Source organism: Polaribacter pectinis (genome assembly GCF_014352875.1).
GTDB classification, from domain to species: domain Bacteria; phylum Bacteroidota; class Bacteroidia; order Flavobacteriales; family Flavobacteriaceae; genus Polaribacter; species Polaribacter pectinis.
In genome coordinates this window covers 2,152,848-2,171,111 of record NZ_CP060695.1, presented here as the reverse complement: position 1 = coordinate 2,171,111, position 18,264 = coordinate 2,152,848, and the positions used below count along the sequence as shown (strand labels likewise).

Below are 18,264 nucleotides of genomic sequence, written 5' to 3'. Positions count from 1 at the left end.
TTACTTCTCTACATTAAATAAGTATAAATTATGCCAATAATTAAATCTGTAAACGGAAAACACCCACAAATACCAGAAGATTGTTTTGTAGCAGAAAATGCCACTATTCTTGGTGAAGTTTCATTGGGTAAAGAATGTTCTATTTGGTACAATGCTGTAATTAGAGGAGATGTACATTATATAAAAATTGGTAATAAAGTCAACATTCAAGATGGTGCAGTAATTCATGCAACCTATCAAAAATCGCCAACAACTATTGGAAATAATGTTTCTATTGGACATAATGCAATTGTGCACGGTTGTACAATTCAAGACAATGTTTTAGTTGGAATGGGAAGTATTATTATGGATGATTGTGTTATTGAATCTAACTCAATAATTGCTGCAGGAGCAGTAGTTACCAAAAATACGAGAGTAGAAAGTGGAAGTATTTATGCAGGAGTTCCTGCTAAAAAAGTAAAAGATATTTCCCAAGAACTAATCTCAGGAGAAATAGACAGAATTGCCAATAATTATGTAAAATATTCTAGTTGGTTTAAAGAGTAAGTTTTTGTAATTCTATAACTAATTCTTATTATTTGAGTGCTATCTTTGATTTGAATTTTTAAAAATAAAAATAGATGAAACAGCATAAAAAAGCAGGTTTAGCTGGAACAACTCTAGTATTTATATTTTTTATTTCTGGTTTGTATCACATTATTAGGATTAGTAAAGGGTTTAGTTTTAAAGAATCTTTTTTGCCAGAACTTATAAATCTAATTTCAACTCAAGTTCCACTTATTATTCCAGCAATTGTACTACTTTTAATTAAAGATTTTAAACAGAAGTATATTTTTTCTGTTTGGTTATACCCAATTATACTTGCATTAGGTTTAATAAATGTTTTTTTATCAAATGACGCTTTGGCAGCAGGTTTACCAATGATTGTTATCGTTTTTCCAGCTTGTATACTATTAGCAATTATATATTTTTTCTTAAGAGAAAGGCAATAGAATTATAGGTTGAATATTAAAAACTAAAAACCCGATTTCAATTAAGAAATCGGGTTTTATCAATCAACTAAACTAATCAACCAAACTAGTTATCTTTATGCTCTTTTTTGTGTTCTTTGTTTTTTCTGTGTTTTTTTCCTTTCATTTTGTTTTTCATCATCATTTTCCCTTTCATCTTTCTTTTCTTATGCATTTTTTCAAACTTCTCAAACTGATCTTTATTTAAGATTTCTTTCATGCGGTTTTTCATAGCAATTTGGTTGTCTAACATTTTGCTTTTAGCTGCATATATTTCATCAGAAGTTGATCTTTTTTTTGTTTCTTTTGAAGCCTTTCTTTTTTCCATAGCTGCTTTCCTTTCAGAAGCTTTTGCCATTATTAAGGGTTTAATTTGGTTTTGTTGTTTTTCAGATAAATCTAAAGCCAACGTCATTTTTTTTACAGCCAAATTTGTATGTTGTTCCACAGTAAATTCTGGTCTTTTATGATCTCTTTTTTTCTGTGCTTGTGTGTTTAAAGTAAAAGCGAAAACCAATACTAAAATGCTTGCTAAATTTTTCATATATAATAATTTTAATGTTTTTGTATACTTCTTTGACACTTAAAAATAACAAAGGTTTAATTTAAAATTCTGATTAACAGTTTTTTAACAAAACAAGTTCTTTTTAAAACTAAAAACCCGGATTCAATTAAGAACCCGAGTTTTTTTAACTAATCAACCCAAAACTAGTTACTATATTGTTTAATTTTTTTTCTTCTTTTTTTCTTTTCCTTTTCTACCTTTTTCTTTTGCCATTGCTTCAAACTTTGCAAATTGTTCTTTGTCTAAAATGCTAGCCATTTTTGCGTTCATTGTAGCTTCTGCTTCAGTTCTATCTTTTCTCATTTGCATTCTCTCTTCTTTAGATGGCTTTTCTCCAGAATCTTTTAAGGCTTTCCTTTTGTCATTCATCATTTTTCTATCTGCCATTTGTGCTTCTAATAAAGGTTTAATTTTATTTTGTTGCTCTGTAGATAAATTCAACTCTTTAGTCAATTTCTTAAGCACTTTTTCAGTAGATGGTTTTCCTCCTTTTTTTTGTGCTTGTGTAGTAAATGCAAAAGCAAATACTAAAACGATTACTGTTATTATTTTTTTCATTTTTATGATTTTGTTATTTATTAATTACACTTCTTTGACACTTAAAAAATCAAAAGGTTTAAATTTGTATTTCAATTAACGCTATTTTAACAATTTTAGAATGAAAAAGTTTTTCTGGTTATTACTGTTTATTCCATTTTTTGCAAATGCTCAAGATAGTATTCGTGTAGATTTAAGCAATCCACATGCAGCTATTTATACACATTTATATTTTTTACAATCAGATTCTTATGAACCTAAAAAAGCAGCAAAAGTTATTTTAGGTTTAGAAGAAAAGAAAGCAATACAAAAAGCTATTAAAATTAAACAAGTTTTAGATGGTAAGGGATTGTATGTAGACGTAAATAAGATTCCTACAAACCCCAATTTTAAAGATACCATTGGTTATTCTTCTTATTTTAGATATGTGTTATTCCCTCAAAGAATGCCTCAAATTTATGTAGAAAAGATAGAAGGAAAATGGTATTATTCTTCAGAAACTGTATCAAAAATAGATAACCTGTACAAAGAAGTTTATCCATGGTATGTACAGAAATTACAAGATATAATTCCTGTTTCTGGCCACAAAAAGTTTTTAAATTTAGAGTTATGGCAATTTATTGGGTTGCTAATTATGTTCCTTTTAATGTATATTATTTTCTTGTTAGTTAAAAGAATAGCTTTTTTTGTTTTACGTAAAATTCAACATCAAATAACTCATAACACAAATTTAGAAGTAAATAAGGTTCTTAAAAAACTAGCACATCCAATAAGTTTGTTAGTAGCTGTAGCCTTTGTAGATAAAATTTTTCCATCACTTCAATTAGGTTTAGGAACAAATACTTGGGTGTTTTTAATTTTAAATATAGCAAAGACAGTTTTTTGGATTTATGTATTCCTAAAACTAGTACAAGTTGTAATGAGAATTTATTCAGAATTTACAGAAAGAACGCACAGCAGATTAGATGACCAATTAGTACCAATTTTGCATAGCTTCTTTACTGGTCTGGTTTTAATAATTGGACTTTTTAAATTGCTAACTCTTTTTGGTGTAAATACTACAACTTTATTAGCAGGAGCAACAATTGGAGGTTTGGCATTTGCTTTGGCTTCTCAAGACACTGTTAAAAATTTGATAGGTACTATCATGATTTTTCTAGACAAACCTTTTCATATAGAAGATTGGATTGAAGCTGGAGAAGTTGTTGGAACTGTAGAAAAAGTTGGTTTTAGATCTACAAGTGTTAGAGCAGCAGATACTTCTGTATATAAAATACCAAATAGTAGATTATCAGAAATTGTTATTAACAATAAGGGTTTACGTTTATATAGACGTTATAACACAAATTTAGGGTTGCGTTATGACACGCCACCAGAATTAATAGAGGCTTTTGTAAAAGGAGTTAGAGAAATAATTATTGCACATCCAGAAACACGTTCAGACTCTTATAATGTAGAGTTTACAGGTTTTGGAGATTCTGCTTTATTAGTAATGGTAAATGTGTATTTTAAAAGTTTAGCTTGGGGAGTTGAACAATCTTCTAAACATAGGTTGCATATTGCTATTGTTAAATTAGCTAAAGAATTAGGAGTAGATTTTGCATTTCCTTCTACAACTGTTACCATTGAGAATTTTCCAGAGAAAAAAGGATTGAATCCTAAATATGATATTTCTAAAGAAAGAATAGATGCAGTAATTACAGGAGTTGTTGCAGATTTTACAAATGAAAATCCAACAGAATAAATAATATGAAAAGATTTATAAAAGTAATTTTCCGTCTATTATTATTGTTGGTATTTGCTTTTGTAATTTTCTTCTTTTGGGCTTCATCATCAACTTTAGATGAAAAAGAATATTCTAAATTGATGACAAATCAATTTGAAAATTCGATTGATAATGATTCTGTTTTTAGCATTGTCACTTATAATATTGGATATTTAAGCGGAATGACAAATAATCGTCCGATTCCGAAACCAAAAGAGTTATTTGATACTAATTTAGAGCAAGTTTTAGCTGAAACTAAAAAGGTGAATCCTGATATTGTTGCATTTCAAGAAATAGATTACAATGCTTCCAGAAGTTATAATGTAAATCAACAAAACGAAATTGCAAAACTTGGTTTTAATTATGTTGCACAAGCCGTAAATTGGGATGAAACCTATGTTCCTTTTCCTTATTGGCCACCAAGTATGCATTTTGGAAAAGTAGTTTCTGGACAATCGATAATTAGTAAATATCCTTTAAAAAAACACCAAAGAATTGTTTTAGAAAGGGTTGCAGATGCACCTTTTTATAGAGATGCGTTGTATTTAGAACGTTTAGCACAAGTTGTAAAAGTAATTTTAAATGGAAGAGAAGTTGTGTTGATAAATGTTCATTTAGAAGCTTTTGATAAACCTACAAGAGTAAATCAATTTGAAGCAGTTTTAAAGATTTTTAACAAGTATAAAGAAGACTATCCAACCATATTATTAGGCGATTTTAATTCTAGAGCGAGAGATTTAGAAGCAATAATTCAAAAAATGTTTTTAATGAATGATGTTGGAAATGCAGCTTTCAACAAAGAAAATCCTAAAAATACTTTTAATACAAGAAATCCTTTTAAAAGAATAGATTATATTTTTTACACAAAAAACTCCATTGAATATATTTCTGGAAAAGTATTAGTGGAGTTTGGAGAATCTTCAGATCATTTACCAGTAGAAATGAGTTTTAAGTTGAAATAATTTTTCTTATTTATCTTTTCGCTTCTTTAAAAATATCTTTTACTGCAATAGCATAAGACTTTGCATTACTTGCTTTTTTAATTTTTTTGTATGTTTTCTGCGGATTAGAAAAACTTTGAGAAAAGTATTCCCAGAAACCAAGCATTTTCATTTTTATAGGAGTTGGCCCAGAAAGTGCTGCGTCATATTCTTGGTAAATTCGGTCATGGAATTCATTAAAAATATGAAACCTGTTTTTAGGATATTCTGTGGTATCATTTTTTATCATACTTGGTAAAAAAGGATCTGCAATTAAACCTCTTCCAATCATCCAATGATCTATGTTGGTAAAACGTTCTTGTAGTTTTTTAAAGGCAGCTACAGAAGTAATATCGCCATTATAATACATTTTGTGTTTGCTGTTATCTAAACATTTTTGAAAGGCGTCTAAATCTGTTCCTCCTTTGTAAAGCTGTTTTCCAATTCTTGCATGAATTGCAATATTCTTTAAAGGATAGTTGTCTAAAATTGGTAAGACATCTAAAATTTCTTCAGCATTTTCATAACCCATTCTCATTTTCATAGAAACAATAATGTCAGATTCATTATGAATTTTATGAAGAATATTATTTATTTTTTCGTCGTCGTTAATTAATCCAGAACCCATTCCACGTTTTGTAACCATGGGATATGGGCAACCTAAATTCCAATTCAATTCCTTGTACCCTAATTCTTGCACATATTTAGAAACGAATAAAAATTCATCAGCATCATTTGTAATTATTTGTGGAATTACTTCAAGCTCTGTATTATTTTCTAAAAGTATATCTTTTTGATACGAGTTTTTAATAACCAATTTACCATTTAATCTTATGTATGGAGAATAGAAAGTATCAATTCCTCCAAAAAAATGATTGAATGCATTTCTAAATTTAAAATCGGTAAAGCCTTGTAATGGTGAAGATAATAGTGTCTGATTCATCAAAAAAAATAGTTGTGCAAATATAGCATACTTTTTAGAGGGTTTTAGAAATATAAAGTAAGGAATTTGATTAAGAATAAGATAAAAAAGATACAATTATAAAAATAATATAAGCAGTTCCAATACTATTAATTATCAGTAAAATGTGGTTTTTACGATGTTTCTTTTTTAAAGCTAATATACTTGGTATTAAAAATAAATGAGTTAAAAAAGTAAATGGTAAAAGTAAAACACCATAACCAAAAGAACCTCCAGCAGTAAAAAGTATTGAGATTGTAATGAATAGAAAATAAATATTTCCAAGAATTAGAAATAAAGCAATAAAAATATTGAATTTCTTAATCATTAAATAAAGATATAAAAAAACCTCATCAATTAAGATGAGGTTTATTAGTATATAAAAAGTAAGAATTTATTTAGGATCTAAAATCGCATCAATTCTATCTACAACATCTTGTAAATGGTAACGTGTTAAAGTGTTACCTCTGTTAGAAGCTGCTTTTGCATCTCTTTGTAAACGTTTTAGTTCACCTCTTGCAACAGATTTAATATCAGATTGATTAATTGTAATTCCACTTTGTTTAAAGTAACCTCTGTTGGCACCTCTTTGGTCTTTAGCTTCATTTAGTAAATAGTTTAGTCTATCTAAATGTGCTCTTTGTAAATTTCTTCTGTATGTATCAATAGAACGTCCAGTATAGATTTCACCCCAAACACCTTTTCTTAAATCACTCATCATACTAACTAAAGTATATGCTTCTGAAGAGCCATTTAAAGTTTCGTTTTCAATCATTCTTGCCATTCTCCCAGCATCTAAAAGATTGTTTAAAGTTCTTGCTTGCAAACCACGAACTCTTTCTACTGCTCCAGAAAATTCTGTTTTGCTAAAGATATTTTCGTCTAACATCCATTTTGGAGTTTCAAATAATTCATCAATTACAAATTGTAAAGCTTGTCTTTGAGTTGCTTTATCTACATGAGTATAAACAGCTCCTTCTTGGTCAGAGGTTTTGTAATATTCTGTTACACCACCAATATTGGCAGAAACATGCCCCATATATCTATTAAATTGACTTAAAACTTGTCCATACATTGTAGCTAGATCATCGTAATTTTCTCCTTTTTCAGAAGTCCACTCCTCTAATCTTGGCAATATTCTTTGCAAGTTTTTAATTCCGTACATAGAAGCTTTCATGGCATCATCACCTAAATCTTCTGTTTGAGAAGTAGGGTCTACAACTCCACCAGCTTGTTGGTGCCCGAATCTATACATTGGATCTCCAGCATGTTTTAAAATCCAACTATCTAAAATTGGTTTTTCTTCTTCTGCAGTTTTATCTAAAATTGGTCTATATCCCCAGTTAATAGCATGTTTGTCATAAACACCAATATTTGGCATTAAAGCAACACCAACATCTCCTGGTTGAGCTACATAATTAAAACGAGCATAATCCATAATTGAAGGTGCTGTTCCGTATTTTTGGGTGAAAGTTGCAGAACGTAAAGAATCTACAGGATAAGCAGCAGAACTACCCATGTTATGAGGCAATCCTAAAGTATGACCTAGCTCATGAGAAGAAACAAACTTAATTAATTCTCCCATTGTTTCTGTCTTAAAGTTATTTCCTCTAGCATCTGGATTGATGGCAGCTGTCTGAATAAAAAACCAGTTATGTAATAAAGACATTACATTATGATACCAGTTAATATCCGATTCTAAAATTTCTCCAGAACGAGGGTCACTTACGTGAGGTCCATTTGCATTTGGTATTGGAGAAGCTAAATATCTAATTACAGAATAACGCACATCTTCTGGGCTATAATCTGGATCTTCTTCTTTAGTTGGTGCTCTTTTTGCAATAATTGCATTTTTAAAACCTGCGGCTTCAAAAGCAACTTGCCAATCGTTTACACCTTGTATAATATAAGGAACCCATTCTTCTGGAGTTGCTCTATCTACATAATAAACAATCTGTTTTTTAGGCTCAACTAATTCACCTCTTTTAAACTTTTCGATGTCTTCATCTTTAACTTCTAATCTGTATCTATCTAAATAAGTTACAGTTTTACTTTTCTGGTCTTTTAAACCATAATCTGTTTGACCTCTAGCAAACCAACCAACTCTTTCATCAAAGTAACGACGCTTCATTGGAACTTTAGGTAATAATACCATAGAATTACTCATTTCTAAAGTAATAGAACCTAACGCACTGTTAGAAGGTGGTTTGTTGGCAAAATATGTTTTTACGTGACGAATTTCAATATTCTGTGGATAGCTATTTACTCTATCTATATAAGAACGAGTTTTATCCATTCTTGTAGCTTGATAAAATTTTCTATAAAACCCTGGTAAACCTAAAGGTTTAATATCTGAAGAAAATAATTCAGTTGCATCAATTACAGTAGCAGTAGAATCTTTGCTAATTGCTTTAATTGGAAAAGAGAATAAAATTGGTTCTAAATTCGAATTTACCACAGCTTCATGAACTGGTAGAATAGTGTCTGCTACTACATCATAAGAAACAATACGTAATAAAATGTTTTTGTTGTTTCTTTCCCAACGTAAAACTTGTGTGTTGGTTTTTCCACCACCAAAGCCTAATCCGCTTGCGGTTTTAGCAATTCTAGTTACCATTAACATTTCTCTTTTTAAAAGAGAATCAGGAATTTCGAATAAGTAAGAATCATCTTTCGTATGAACTTTAAATAAACCATCATCAGTTTTGTGATCTTTAGTTACCACTTTACTGTATGGTTGCATTGCACCTTTTTTAGGTTTTGGTTTCGGAGCTACTTTTGGAGCTTCTTTTTTCTTTTTCTTCCAAAATTGTGCATTAGATTCAGCAGAAAAACCAAAAACAAAAGCAACTAAAAGAATTTTTAAAAGTACTTTTTTTGTCATCATAAATGTTTTGTTTGAATAGTTTTCGAAGTTACGCAAACCTTAAATGATGGTTTCTTAAATATTTGTTAAAGAGAAATAGCTATTTATGTTAAATTTTGAAAGTAAAAAAGCCTTTGAAAATAGATTCAAAGGCTTTAATAATATATGATTTTCTAAACTTTTTTATAACCCAAAAGCTTCTTTTACAGTGTCTACATAATCTAATTTTTCCCAAGTAAAAGTTTCTACTTCTTCAGAAACTGTTTCACCCATTGGGTTAGAGAATGTTACTGTTTTAATTTCTGGAGTTCTTCCCATATGACCATAAGCAGCAGTTTCCGAGTAAATTGGCGTTCTTAATTTTAAACGTTGCTCTATAAAATATGGACGCATATCAAAAATTTCTTCAACTTTTTTACTGATTTCTCCATCTGTTAAATCTACAGTTGCGGTTCCATAAGTTTCTACATTTATACTGGTTGGTTTTGCAACACCAATTGCATAAGAAACTTGCACTAAAACTTCTTTACAAAGTCCTGCAGCAACTAAATTTTTAGCAATATGTCTTGTTGCGTAAGCACCAGATCTATCTACTTTACTCGGGTCTTTTCCAGAGAAAGCACCACCACCGTGCGCACCTTTTCCACCGTAAGTATCAACGATAATTTTACGTCCTGTTAAACCTGTATCTCCATGTGGTCCACCAATTACAAAAACACCAGTTGGATTTATGTGGTACGTAATATTATCTGTAAATAATTTCTGAATATGAGCAGGTAATTTAGCAACAACTCTTGGAATTAAAATTTCAACAATATCTTTTTTAATTTTTGCTAACATTACATCATCAGATTCGTTAAAATCGTCATGCTGTGTAGAAATTACAATAGCATCAATTCTTTGTGGCACATTGTCGTCTGAATACTCAATAGTAACCTGACTTTTAGCATCTGGTCTTAAATAAGTAATGTCTTTATTCTCTCTTCTTAAAAGTGCTAGTTCAATTAACAATCTGTGAGACAATTCTAACGCCAAAGGCATATAGTTTTCTGTTTCATCTGTTGCATAACCAAACATCATTCCTTGATCTCCAGCTCCTTGTTCTTCAGGTGAAGATCTATCAACTCCTTGATTAATATCTGGTGATTGTTCATGAATTGCAGATAAAACTCCACAAGAATTTCCATCGAACATATACTCGCTTTTCGTGTAACCAATTTTATTAATAACCTCTCTTGCAATTTGCTGAACATCTAAATATGTTTCAGATTTTACTTCTCCAGCTAAAATAACTTGTCCAGTTGTAACTAAAGTCTCACAAGCTACTTTACTGTTTTTGTCGAAAGCTAAAAAATTATCAATTAAAGCATCTGAAATTTGATCAGCAACCTTATCTGGATGACCTTCAGAAACACTTTCTGATGTAAATAAATATGACATAATATTCTTCTTTTAAATGTTGTAGGAAATTGAAATTGATTGCGTGGTCGCTAAAAGAAGTAGATAATTACTGCTTTAGCATTTTTTTAATGAGGTTGCAATCAGTTCAAATTTTTCCTCTTAATTCTGATGCAAAGTTACATTATAAAATGAAATACCAAGGTTTTTTAGTAATAATTATTTTTGATGACATCATCAATAAATCAATTTTAAAGAAGAAAAAGTAATCATTTTGAAGAATGATGAATACAAAGGCAAATAAAATATCAAATTAACATAAAATAAAAATAAAGTACTTTTTATTTGGATATTAAAATTTTCTAAACATATATTTGCACTCACAAAGTTCAATAACTTATTGAAATGTTATCAAGAAAGGTGAAGGGATTAGACCCGTTGAAGCCTTAGCAACCCTTTAGAAATAAAGAAGGTGCTAAATTCTACTCAATTATTCTATAATTGGATAGATAACAAAAAAGAATTTTCCTGTTCTGGAAAATCCTATTTTCTTAATAACATTTTTCTAATAATTTCATCATAAAAAATGATGTATTTGACTTATTTATTAACTCAAAAAAAAATAGAAAAATGAGTACACACAAATTAGCAACAAACGCGTTGCACGCAGGACATGATGTAAAAGCAAATGGAGGAACAAGAGCAGTTCCAATTTACCAAACTTCTTCTTATGTTTTTAACAATTCAGAACATGCAGCAAATCTTTTTTCATTAAAAGAATTAGGGTTTATTTATACACGTTTAAACAACCCAACTAATCAAATTTTACAAGATCGTTTAGCGGCTGTAGAAGGAGGAATTGGAGCAGTAGTTTTTGCCTCTGGAACAGCAGCAATCGCAACAGGTTTATTAACACTTTTAAAAGCTGGAGATCACATTGTGGCTTCAAGTAGTTTGTATGGTGGAACCTACAATTTATTAAGTGTTACTTTACCAAGATTCGGAATTACAACTACTTTCGTAGATGCTTCTGAACCAGAAAATTTTGGTAAAGCCGTTCAAGAAAATACAAGAGCTATTTTTGTGGAGTCTTTAGGAAACCCTAAATTAGATGTGTTAGATTTAGAAGCAATATCAGAACATGCTAAAAAAGCAGAAGTTCCTTTTATTGTTGACAATACAGTTGCAACACCTGTTTTATTGAACCCAATTAAACACGGAGCAAACATTGTAATTCACTCTCTAACAAAATATATTGGCGGACAAGGAACTTCTTTAGGAGGTGCAATTATAGATGCTGGAACTTTTAATTGGGCGAATGGAAAATTCCCTGAATTTACAGAACCTTCTGCAGGTTATCATGGTTTAAAATATCACGAAGCTTTAGGCGCAGCTTCTTATACTTTCAAATTAATTTTAGAAGGATTGCGTGATTTTGGTGGTGCTTTAAGTCCTACAAATGCCTTTAATATCATTCAAGGTTTAGAGACTTTACCTGTTAGAATCAAGCAACATTCAGAAAACGCTTTGGCTTTAGCAAAATGGTTAGAACAACAAGACGAAGTTGCTTGGGTAAATTATCCTGGTTTAGAAAGTAACAAATACAAGAAATTAGCAGATAAATATTTACCAAAAGGACAAAGTGGAATTGTAACTTTCGGACCTAAAAAAGGTTTTGAAGCTGCAAAAACAATTGCAGATAAAACAAAAGTATTTTCTTTGTTAGCAAATATCGGAGATACAAAATCTTTAATTATTCATCCAGCAAGTACAACGCATCAGCAATTAGATGAAGCTGCACAAGCAGGAGCTGGAGTTAGCCAAGATTTAATTCGTTTGTCTGTGGGTATTGAAGATTTAGAAGATTTAAAAGCAGATTTAAAAGCAGCTTTTTCAGAAATATAAAACATAAAATAGCAAGGGGTTTAAACCCCTTGTTTTAAAAATGAAAGACAAACTTCAACATATTAAAATAAAAAATTTCACCACAGAATTAGGTGCAAAAATTCCTGAAATCAATTTAAGTTACCAAGTTTTTGGTCAAGATTTAGGAACTGCGCCTGTAATTTTAATCAACCACGCATTAACTGGAAATAGTGATGTTGCTGGAGAAAATGGTTGGTGGTTAGATATTGTTGGTAAGGACAAAGCTATAAATACAGATGTGTATACAATTTTGTCTTTCAATATTCCAGGAAATGGTTTTGATGGTTTTTTAATCGAAAATTATAAAGATTTTATTGCAAGAGATATTGCAAGAATTTTTTTAGAAGGATTAATTGATTTAAAAATTAAGCAACTTTTTGCATTAATTGGAGGTTCTTTAGGTGGAGGTATTGCTTGGGAAATGATTGTGTTAAACAACAAAATTACCCAACATTTTTTACCAATAGCAACCGATTGGAAATCTACAGATTGGTTAATTGGAAACTGTCAAATTCAGGAACAATTTTTAGTAAATTCGAGCAATCCTGTACACGATGCAAGAATGCATGCGATGTTATGTTATAGAACGCCAGAATCTTTTAAAGCACGTTTTCAACGTTCTAAAAAAGAAAATTCAGATATTTTCAATGTGGAAAGTTGGTTGTTGCATCATGGAGAAAAGTTGCAAGAACGTTACCAATTATCTTCTTATAAATTAATGAATCAATTATTAAAAAGTATTGATGTCACTAAAAACGGAGAGAAAAATATAGAAGTTTTAGACCAAATTGAAGCAAATATTCACATTATTGGTGTGGATTCCGATTTGTTTTTTACGGCAGAAGAAAATAGAGAAACGCATAAAAAGTTGGCTTTAACAAAAGCAAACGTAACGTATAACGAAATTAATTCTGTGCATGGTCATGATGCATTTTTAATGGAATATGACCAATTACAGAAAATTATAGAACCTATTTTCAATAAAGATTATAGAGCAAAAAAGATGAAAGTATTAAAATTTGGAGGAAAATCTTTAGCCAATGGAAAAGGATTGGAAAATACCCTAGAAATCATTCTTAATAAATATAAAAACGGAGAGAAAATAACTTTAATTGCTTCTGCAAGAGGAAATACGACCAACGAATTAGAAAATTTGTTGACTTTGACTTCTCAACAGAAACCGTATTTAGATGCATTTGATGCTTTTAAAGATTATCAGTTAAAACCAAACCCGAATTTAGATTGCACACAAGAATTTTTAAAATTGGCAACAATTTTTGAAGGCGTGTATTTATTGGGAGATTATAGTGAAAAAATTAAAGATGAAGTCTTAGCACAAGGCGAATTATTATCCGTAAAATTAGTAGCAAGTTTATTGAATGAAAAAGGTATTTCAGCAAAACCTTCAGATGCAAGAAAATTAATTATTACAGATGATAATTTTGGAAATGCGCAACCAATTTCGGCAGTTTCTTCAGAAAATGTAGTTTCTTATTTCAAAGAAAATTCAGACACAATAAATGTGGTAACTGGTTTTATTGCATCCAACAAAAAAGGAGAAACTACAACTTTAGGTAGAAATGGAAGTAATTATACTGCTGCTTTAATCGCAAATTATTTAGATGCAGATGAGCTTCAGAATTATACACATGTAAGTGGAATTTTTACTGCAAATCCAGATTTGGTTGCAGATGCAAAGAAAATAGAGCAGTTATCGTTTTCAGAAGCGAATGAATTGGCAAATTTTGGGGCGACAATTTTGCACGCAAAAACCATTATTCCGTTATTAGAAAAGAACATTAATTTACGTATTTTAAATACGTTTAATAAAGAAGATAAAGGAACGTTAATTACATCAGAATCTTCAACAAAAGGGATAAAATCGATTTCTACAATTAACAATGTTGCCTTATTAAATTTCGAAGGAAGAGGTTTGTTAGGTAAAGTTGGTGTAGATGCAAGAATTTTTAGAGCTTTAAGTGATAAAAATATTAGTGTAAGTATTATTTCTCAAGGTTCTTCAGAAAGAGGAATTGGCTTAATTATCGATGCAAATAGAGCAAATGAAGCTGTTTTAGCATTAGAAAAAGAATTTGAAAATGACTTTTATTCACAAGATGTAAATCAGATTTCTATTGTAGATAATGTGGCTGTAATTTCAATTATTGGACAAGATTTAAGCGAATTTCATTTGCCTTATAATGCCTTAATCAAAAACCAAATTGTTCCTGTTTTATTCAACAATACCATCACAGGAAAAAATGTGAGTTTGGTGGTGAAAAAAGAACAATTACATAAAGCTGTAAATGTAATTCATGGACAAGTTTTTGGAGTTGCTAAAAAAATAAATATTGCCATTTTTGGAAAAGGAACTGTTGGTGGAACATTAATTGATCAAATTATTGAAAATACGGCATCAGTTTTGGAAAGAAGAAAAATTCAATTGAATGTTTTTTCTGTTGCTAATTCAAAAAAAGTACTTTTGAATAAAAATGGAGTTTCCAAAAATTGGGAAGCAGATTTGGTATCAAAAGGAGAAGAAAATATTGCTGTAGAAGACATTATTTCTTTTGCTAAAGCGAATCATTTCGAAAACTTAATTGCTGTAGATAATACAGCAAGTGTTAATTTTGTAAGTAATTATATACCTTTAGTAGAAGCAGGTTTCGATCTGGTTTCTTGTAATAAAATAGCGAATACATTGTCTTTTGAGTTCTATAAAGAATTAAGAAGAAAATTAAAAGAATACAAAAAACAATATTTATATGAAACCAATGTTGGTGCAGGTTTACCATTAATTGATACCATTCGTTTATTACATGAATCAGGAGAAAATATCACAAAAATTAGAGGAGTTTTTTCTGGAAGTTTAAGTTATTTATTCAATACGTTTTCTGAAGAAAATAAACCTTTTTCAGAAGTTTTACAAGTAGCAATTGATGCAGGTTTTACAGAGCCAGATGCAAGAGAAGATTTAGGTGGAAATGATGTTGCCAGAAAATTACTAATTTTGGCAAGAGAATTAGAATTAGAAAATGAGTTTGTAGATGTAAATATTCAGAATTTAATTCCAGAAAATTTAAGAGAAGGTTCTGTTGATGATTTCTTATCAAATTTAGCATTGATGAACGAGGAATATCAACAATTAAAAGAAAGTCAAGAAGAAAACCACGTTTTACGTTATATTGGCGAATTAAGTGGAGATTTATCTCAAGACACTGGGAATTTAGATGTAAAATTAGTGTCGGTTTCTAAAAATTCACCATTAGGGTCTTTAAAAGGTTCTGATGCAATTTTTGAAATTTATACAGAATCTTATGGAGAACAACCAATTGTAATTCAAGGAGCAGGAGCAGGATCTAAAGTAACAGCCAGAGGGGTTTTTGGAGATATTTTAAGATTAGCAAAACATAATAATTAAAAAAAAGTAGGCAGTTTTCTGTTGGCAGTATTTTAGTCAAGAAAAAAACTGATTGAAAAAAAAGTAAAAAAAAGTAAATAGTAGTTAGGTATTAGTTGGCACTAAAACCTAATTACTAAAACCTAACATATGAGCAAACATTTCGAAACAGAGGCAATAAGAAATCAGACAGAAAGATCTCAATTTTCTGAACATTCTACACCATTATATTTAACATCGAGTTTTGTTTTTGACGATGCAGAAGAAATGAGAGCTTCATTTGCAGAAGAAAAACAACGTAATTTATATAGTAGATTCACAAACCCAAATACAACAGAATTTACAGATAAAATTGTACAAATGGAAGGTGCAGAAGCAGGTTATGCTTTTGCAACAGGAATGTCTGCAATATTTTCAACATTTGCAGCTTTATTAAATGCTGGTGATCATGTAGTTTCTTGTAGATCTGTTTTTGGTTCTACACACAGTATGTTTACAAAGTTTTTACCAAAATGGAATATAGAAACTTCATATTTTAAAGTTGATGAAGTTGATTTGGTAGAAAGCTTAATTCAAGAAAATACCAAAATCTTATATATTGAAACACCTACAAATCCTGCTGTAGATATTTTAGATTTAGAATTGATTGGTAAAATTGCAAAAAAACATAAACTTATTTTTATTGTAGATAATTGTTTTGCAACATCTTATGTACAACAGCCAATTAAGTTTGGTGCAGATTTGGTTATTCATTCTGCAACAAAATTAATAGACGGACAAGGAAGAGTTTTAGGTGGAGTTACAGTTGGAAACAAAGAATTAATGCGAGAAATTTATTTATTCGCAAGAAATACTGGGCCAGCAATGTCTCCTTTTAATGCTTGGGTTTTATCAAAAAGTTTAGAAACTTTGGCAATAAGAGTAGAAAAACATTCAGAAAATGCTTTAAAAGTTGCAGAGTTTTTAGAAACTCAAGAAAATGTTGAGTTGGTAAAATATCCTTTTTTGAAATCGCATCCACAATATAAAATTGCTAAAAATCAAATGAGTTTGGGCGGAAATATTGTCGCTTTCGAAATAAAAGGAGGAATTGAAGCTGGAAGAAAATTTCTTAACAATATAAAAATGTGCTCACTTTCTGCAAATTTAGGAGATACAAGAACTATTGTTACACATCCATCATCTACAACTCATGGTAGACTTTCTGAAGAAGATAGATTAGAAGTTGGTATTACAAAAGGTTTGGTTAGAGTTTCTGTTGGTTTAGAAAATGTGGTAGATATTATTGCAGATTTAGAGCAAGCCTTAAACGCATAATTTTATTTTAATTTGTGTAATTTTGTTAAATGCTTTCAAAAAAGACAAAATACGGAATTAAAGCGCTTACTTATTTAGCAAGATTAGAAAACAGAGTACCTGTTCAAATTGCTACAATTTCTAAAAGCGAAAATATTTCACTTAAATTTTTAGAAAGTATTTTATTAACACTTCGTAAAAACGACATTTTAGGCTCTAAAAAAGGAAAAGGTGGTGGTTATTATTTATTAAAAGAACCATCAGAAATTCAAATGACCACTGTTATGCGAATTTTAGAAGGGCCAATTGCAATGGTACCTTGTGTTAGCTTAAATTTTTATAAAAAATGTGAAGATTGTCCAGATGAAAATACTTGTGCAGTAAACAAGTTAATGATTCAAGTAAGAGACAGTTCTTTACAGATTTTCAGAAATACTTCTTTAGCAGATTTGTGTTGTAGCTAGTCTCAATTTTTTCAAAAATTATTCACCATTAATATATCTAACTAAAACCTTTTAGTAATTAGATATTCTTAAATATTTATCACTTTTTTTATTAATCTACTAAAATTGTAGGGTTTTAAGAATTATTTAACTTCAATATTATTCTAATAGTGTTTTTTGGACTATGTTTGCATACCCTATTAATTAAGTAGGGTAATTATTTGAATTAATATTTATGATTTTAAACCAAGTCATTTTTAGTAAAAAAGCACAAAGTAGAGGTTTTGAAGAAGATAAAACTTCAGAAAAACCTTTGCGAAGTGTGGTAAAAGCATTGAGCTGGAGAGCAATTGGTACGTTAGATACTTTAGTGGTTTCTTATTTTTTAACAGGAGAAATAACTTTAGCAGCTTCAATTGCATCAGTAGATTTTGTAACAAAACTGGTTTTATATTTCTTTCACGAAAGAATTTGGAACAAAATAAAATGGGGAAAGTAATGAGTTTTAATATAGACGAAATAAACAAACAATTAGCGGATAAAAATCCGTTAGAAATTATAAAGTGGGCAATTTCTATTGCTAATAACCCTGTGGTTACTACAAACTTTAGACCTTATGAAGTAGCAATTTTAAATGCTGTTACAGAAGTAAAAAAAGATGTAAAAGTAATTTGGTGCGATACTGGCTATAACACCATTCAAACTTATAAACACGCAGAAGACATTATAGAAAAGTTAGATTTAAACATCAAATTATATGTGCCAAAACAAACAGTTGCACATAGAAATGTAGTTTTAGGAGTTCCTTCTATTGAAGATAAAAAGCATCAACTTTTTACAGAACAAGTAAAATTAGAGCCTTTTACAAGAGCAATGAAAGAGCATCAACCAGATGTTTGGTTTACAAATTTAAGAAAAGGGCAAACAGCCTTTAGAGATAGTATAGATATCGTTTCACAAAGTAAAGACGGCATTATAAAAGTGAGTCCTTTTTATCATTGGTCAGATGAAGATTTAGACACGTATTTAGAGCAATACAATTTGCCAAATGAATTTACATATTTCGACCCAACAAAAGTAGAAAGCAATAGAGAATGTGGCTTACATATCTAAAAGA

At 29.9% G+C, this 18,264-nt stretch carries 16 protein-coding genes and 1 riboswitch; of the genes, 10 read left to right on the top strand and 6 right to left on the bottom strand.

What is annotated here, in order from left to right:
* The first annotated feature begins 30 nt into the window (after window positions 1–30).
* Window positions 31–546 carry a gamma carbonic anhydrase family protein gene (locus tag H9W90_RS09760; protein WP_187481415.1) on the top strand — a complete coding sequence of 172 codons (516 nt, stop codon included), beginning with the start codon at window positions 31–33 and terminating at the stop codon, window positions 544–546.
* 74 nt (window positions 547–620) lie between these two features.
* Complete coding sequence (locus tag H9W90_RS09755) at window positions 621–992, top strand: hypothetical protein (protein WP_187481414.1); 372 nt, start codon at window positions 621–623, stop codon at window positions 990–992.
* Between the two features lie 85 nt (window positions 993–1,077).
* On the opposite strand, the gene H9W90_RS09750 is transcribed toward H9W90_RS09755, so the two are convergent.
* A complete protein-coding gene (locus H9W90_RS09750) occupies window positions 1,078–1,554 on the bottom strand; it encodes a DUF4890 domain-containing protein (RefSeq protein ID WP_187481413.1) in 477 nt (158 codons plus the stop codon).
* A gap of 180 nt (window positions 1,555–1,734) precedes the next feature.
* The gene (locus H9W90_RS15450) at window positions 1,735–2,133 is read right to left on the bottom strand and encodes a Spy/CpxP family protein refolding chaperone (RefSeq protein WP_254712474.1); all 399 of its coding nucleotides are present in this window, start codon (window positions 2,131–2,133) and stop codon (window positions 1,735–1,737) included.
* Between the two features lie 100 nt (window positions 2,134–2,233).
* Between H9W90_RS15450 and H9W90_RS09745 the strand changes: the two genes are divergently transcribed.
* Both H9W90_RS09745 and H9W90_RS09740 read left to right on the top strand, forming a co-directional pair.
* Window positions 2,234–3,856 carry a mechanosensitive ion channel family protein gene (locus tag H9W90_RS09745; RefSeq protein ID WP_254712473.1) on the top strand — a complete coding sequence of 541 codons (1,623 nt, stop codon included), beginning with the start codon at window positions 2,234–2,236 and terminating at the stop codon, window positions 3,854–3,856.
* Window positions 3,857–3,861: 5 nt separating this feature from the next.
* Window positions 3,862–4,839 (top strand): endonuclease/exonuclease/phosphatase family protein, encoded by a 978-nt coding sequence (locus tag H9W90_RS09740; RefSeq protein WP_187481412.1) that lies wholly within the window; start codon window positions 3,862–3,864, stop codon window positions 4,837–4,839.
* A 10-nt stretch (window positions 4,840–4,849) separates the two neighbouring features.
* Here H9W90_RS09740 and H9W90_RS09735 read toward each other — a convergent pair whose 3' ends face one another.
* The 4 genes from H9W90_RS09735 to metK all read right to left on the bottom strand — a co-directional run bounded on the left by H9W90_RS09735 (window position 4,850) and on the right by metK (window position 10,124).
* Window positions 4,850–5,800 carry a tRNA dihydrouridine synthase gene (locus H9W90_RS09735; protein ID WP_187481411.1) on the bottom strand — a complete coding sequence of 317 codons (951 nt, stop codon included), beginning with the start codon at window positions 5,798–5,800 and terminating at the stop codon, window positions 4,850–4,852.
* 70 nt (window positions 5,801–5,870) lie between these two features.
* Complete coding sequence (locus tag H9W90_RS09730; protein ID WP_187481410.1) at window positions 5,871–6,146, bottom strand: hypothetical protein; 276 nt, start codon at window positions 6,144–6,146, stop codon at window positions 5,871–5,873.
* A gap of 66 nt (window positions 6,147–6,212) precedes the next feature.
* Window positions 6,213–8,702 (bottom strand): zinc-dependent metalloprotease, encoded by a 2,490-nt coding sequence (locus H9W90_RS09725; RefSeq protein ID WP_187483968.1) that lies wholly within the window; start codon window positions 8,700–8,702, stop codon window positions 6,213–6,215.
* Window positions 8,703–8,867: 165 nt separating this feature from the next.
* Window positions 8,868–10,124 carry a methionine adenosyltransferase gene (metK, locus tag H9W90_RS09720; RefSeq protein WP_187481409.1) on the bottom strand — a complete coding sequence of 419 codons (1,257 nt, stop codon included), beginning with the start codon at window positions 10,122–10,124 and terminating at the stop codon, window positions 8,868–8,870.
* Window positions 10,125–10,487: 363 nt separating this feature from the next.
* A riboswitch (SAM riboswitch) is annotated at window positions 10,488–10,598 on the top strand.
* 114 nt (window positions 10,599–10,712) lie between these two features.
* Between metK and H9W90_RS09715 the strand changes: the two genes are divergently transcribed.
* The 6 genes from H9W90_RS09715 (at window position 10,713) to H9W90_RS09690 (ending at window position 18,260) form a co-directional block, all read left to right on the top strand.
* Entirely contained in the window at window positions 10,713–11,987 is a 1,275-nt protein-coding gene (locus H9W90_RS09715) for an O-acetylhomoserine aminocarboxypropyltransferase/cysteine synthase family protein (protein WP_187481408.1), read from the top strand.
* Between the two features lie 40 nt (window positions 11,988–12,027).
* The gene (gene thrA / locus H9W90_RS09710) at window positions 12,028–15,429 is read left to right on the top strand and encodes a bifunctional aspartate kinase/homoserine dehydrogenase I (RefSeq protein WP_187481407.1); all 3,402 of its coding nucleotides are present in this window, start codon (window positions 12,028–12,030) and stop codon (window positions 15,427–15,429) included.
* A gap of 129 nt (window positions 15,430–15,558) precedes the next feature.
* The gene (locus H9W90_RS09705; protein ID WP_187481406.1) at window positions 15,559–16,725 is read left to right on the top strand and encodes a trans-sulfuration enzyme family protein; all 1,167 of its coding nucleotides are present in this window, start codon (window positions 15,559–15,561) and stop codon (window positions 16,723–16,725) included.
* Between the two features lie 29 nt (window positions 16,726–16,754).
* On the top strand, window positions 16,755–17,168 hold the full coding sequence (locus H9W90_RS09700; protein WP_088355358.1) for an RrF2 family transcriptional regulator: 414 nt from the start codon (window positions 16,755–16,757) through the stop codon (window positions 17,166–17,168).
* 214 nt (window positions 17,169–17,382) lie between these two features.
* Window positions 17,383–17,646 (top strand): DUF2061 domain-containing protein, encoded by a 264-nt coding sequence (locus H9W90_RS09695; RefSeq protein ID WP_187481405.1) that lies wholly within the window; start codon window positions 17,383–17,385, stop codon window positions 17,644–17,646.
* Window positions 17,646–18,260 carry a phosphoadenosine phosphosulfate reductase domain-containing protein gene (locus H9W90_RS09690; RefSeq protein ID WP_187481404.1) on the top strand — a complete coding sequence of 205 codons (615 nt, stop codon included), beginning with the start codon at window positions 17,646–17,648 and terminating at the stop codon, window positions 18,258–18,260. The genes H9W90_RS09695 and H9W90_RS09690 overlap by 1 nt, the downstream gene beginning before the upstream one ends.
* Window positions 18,261–18,264: the final 4 nt, after the last annotated feature.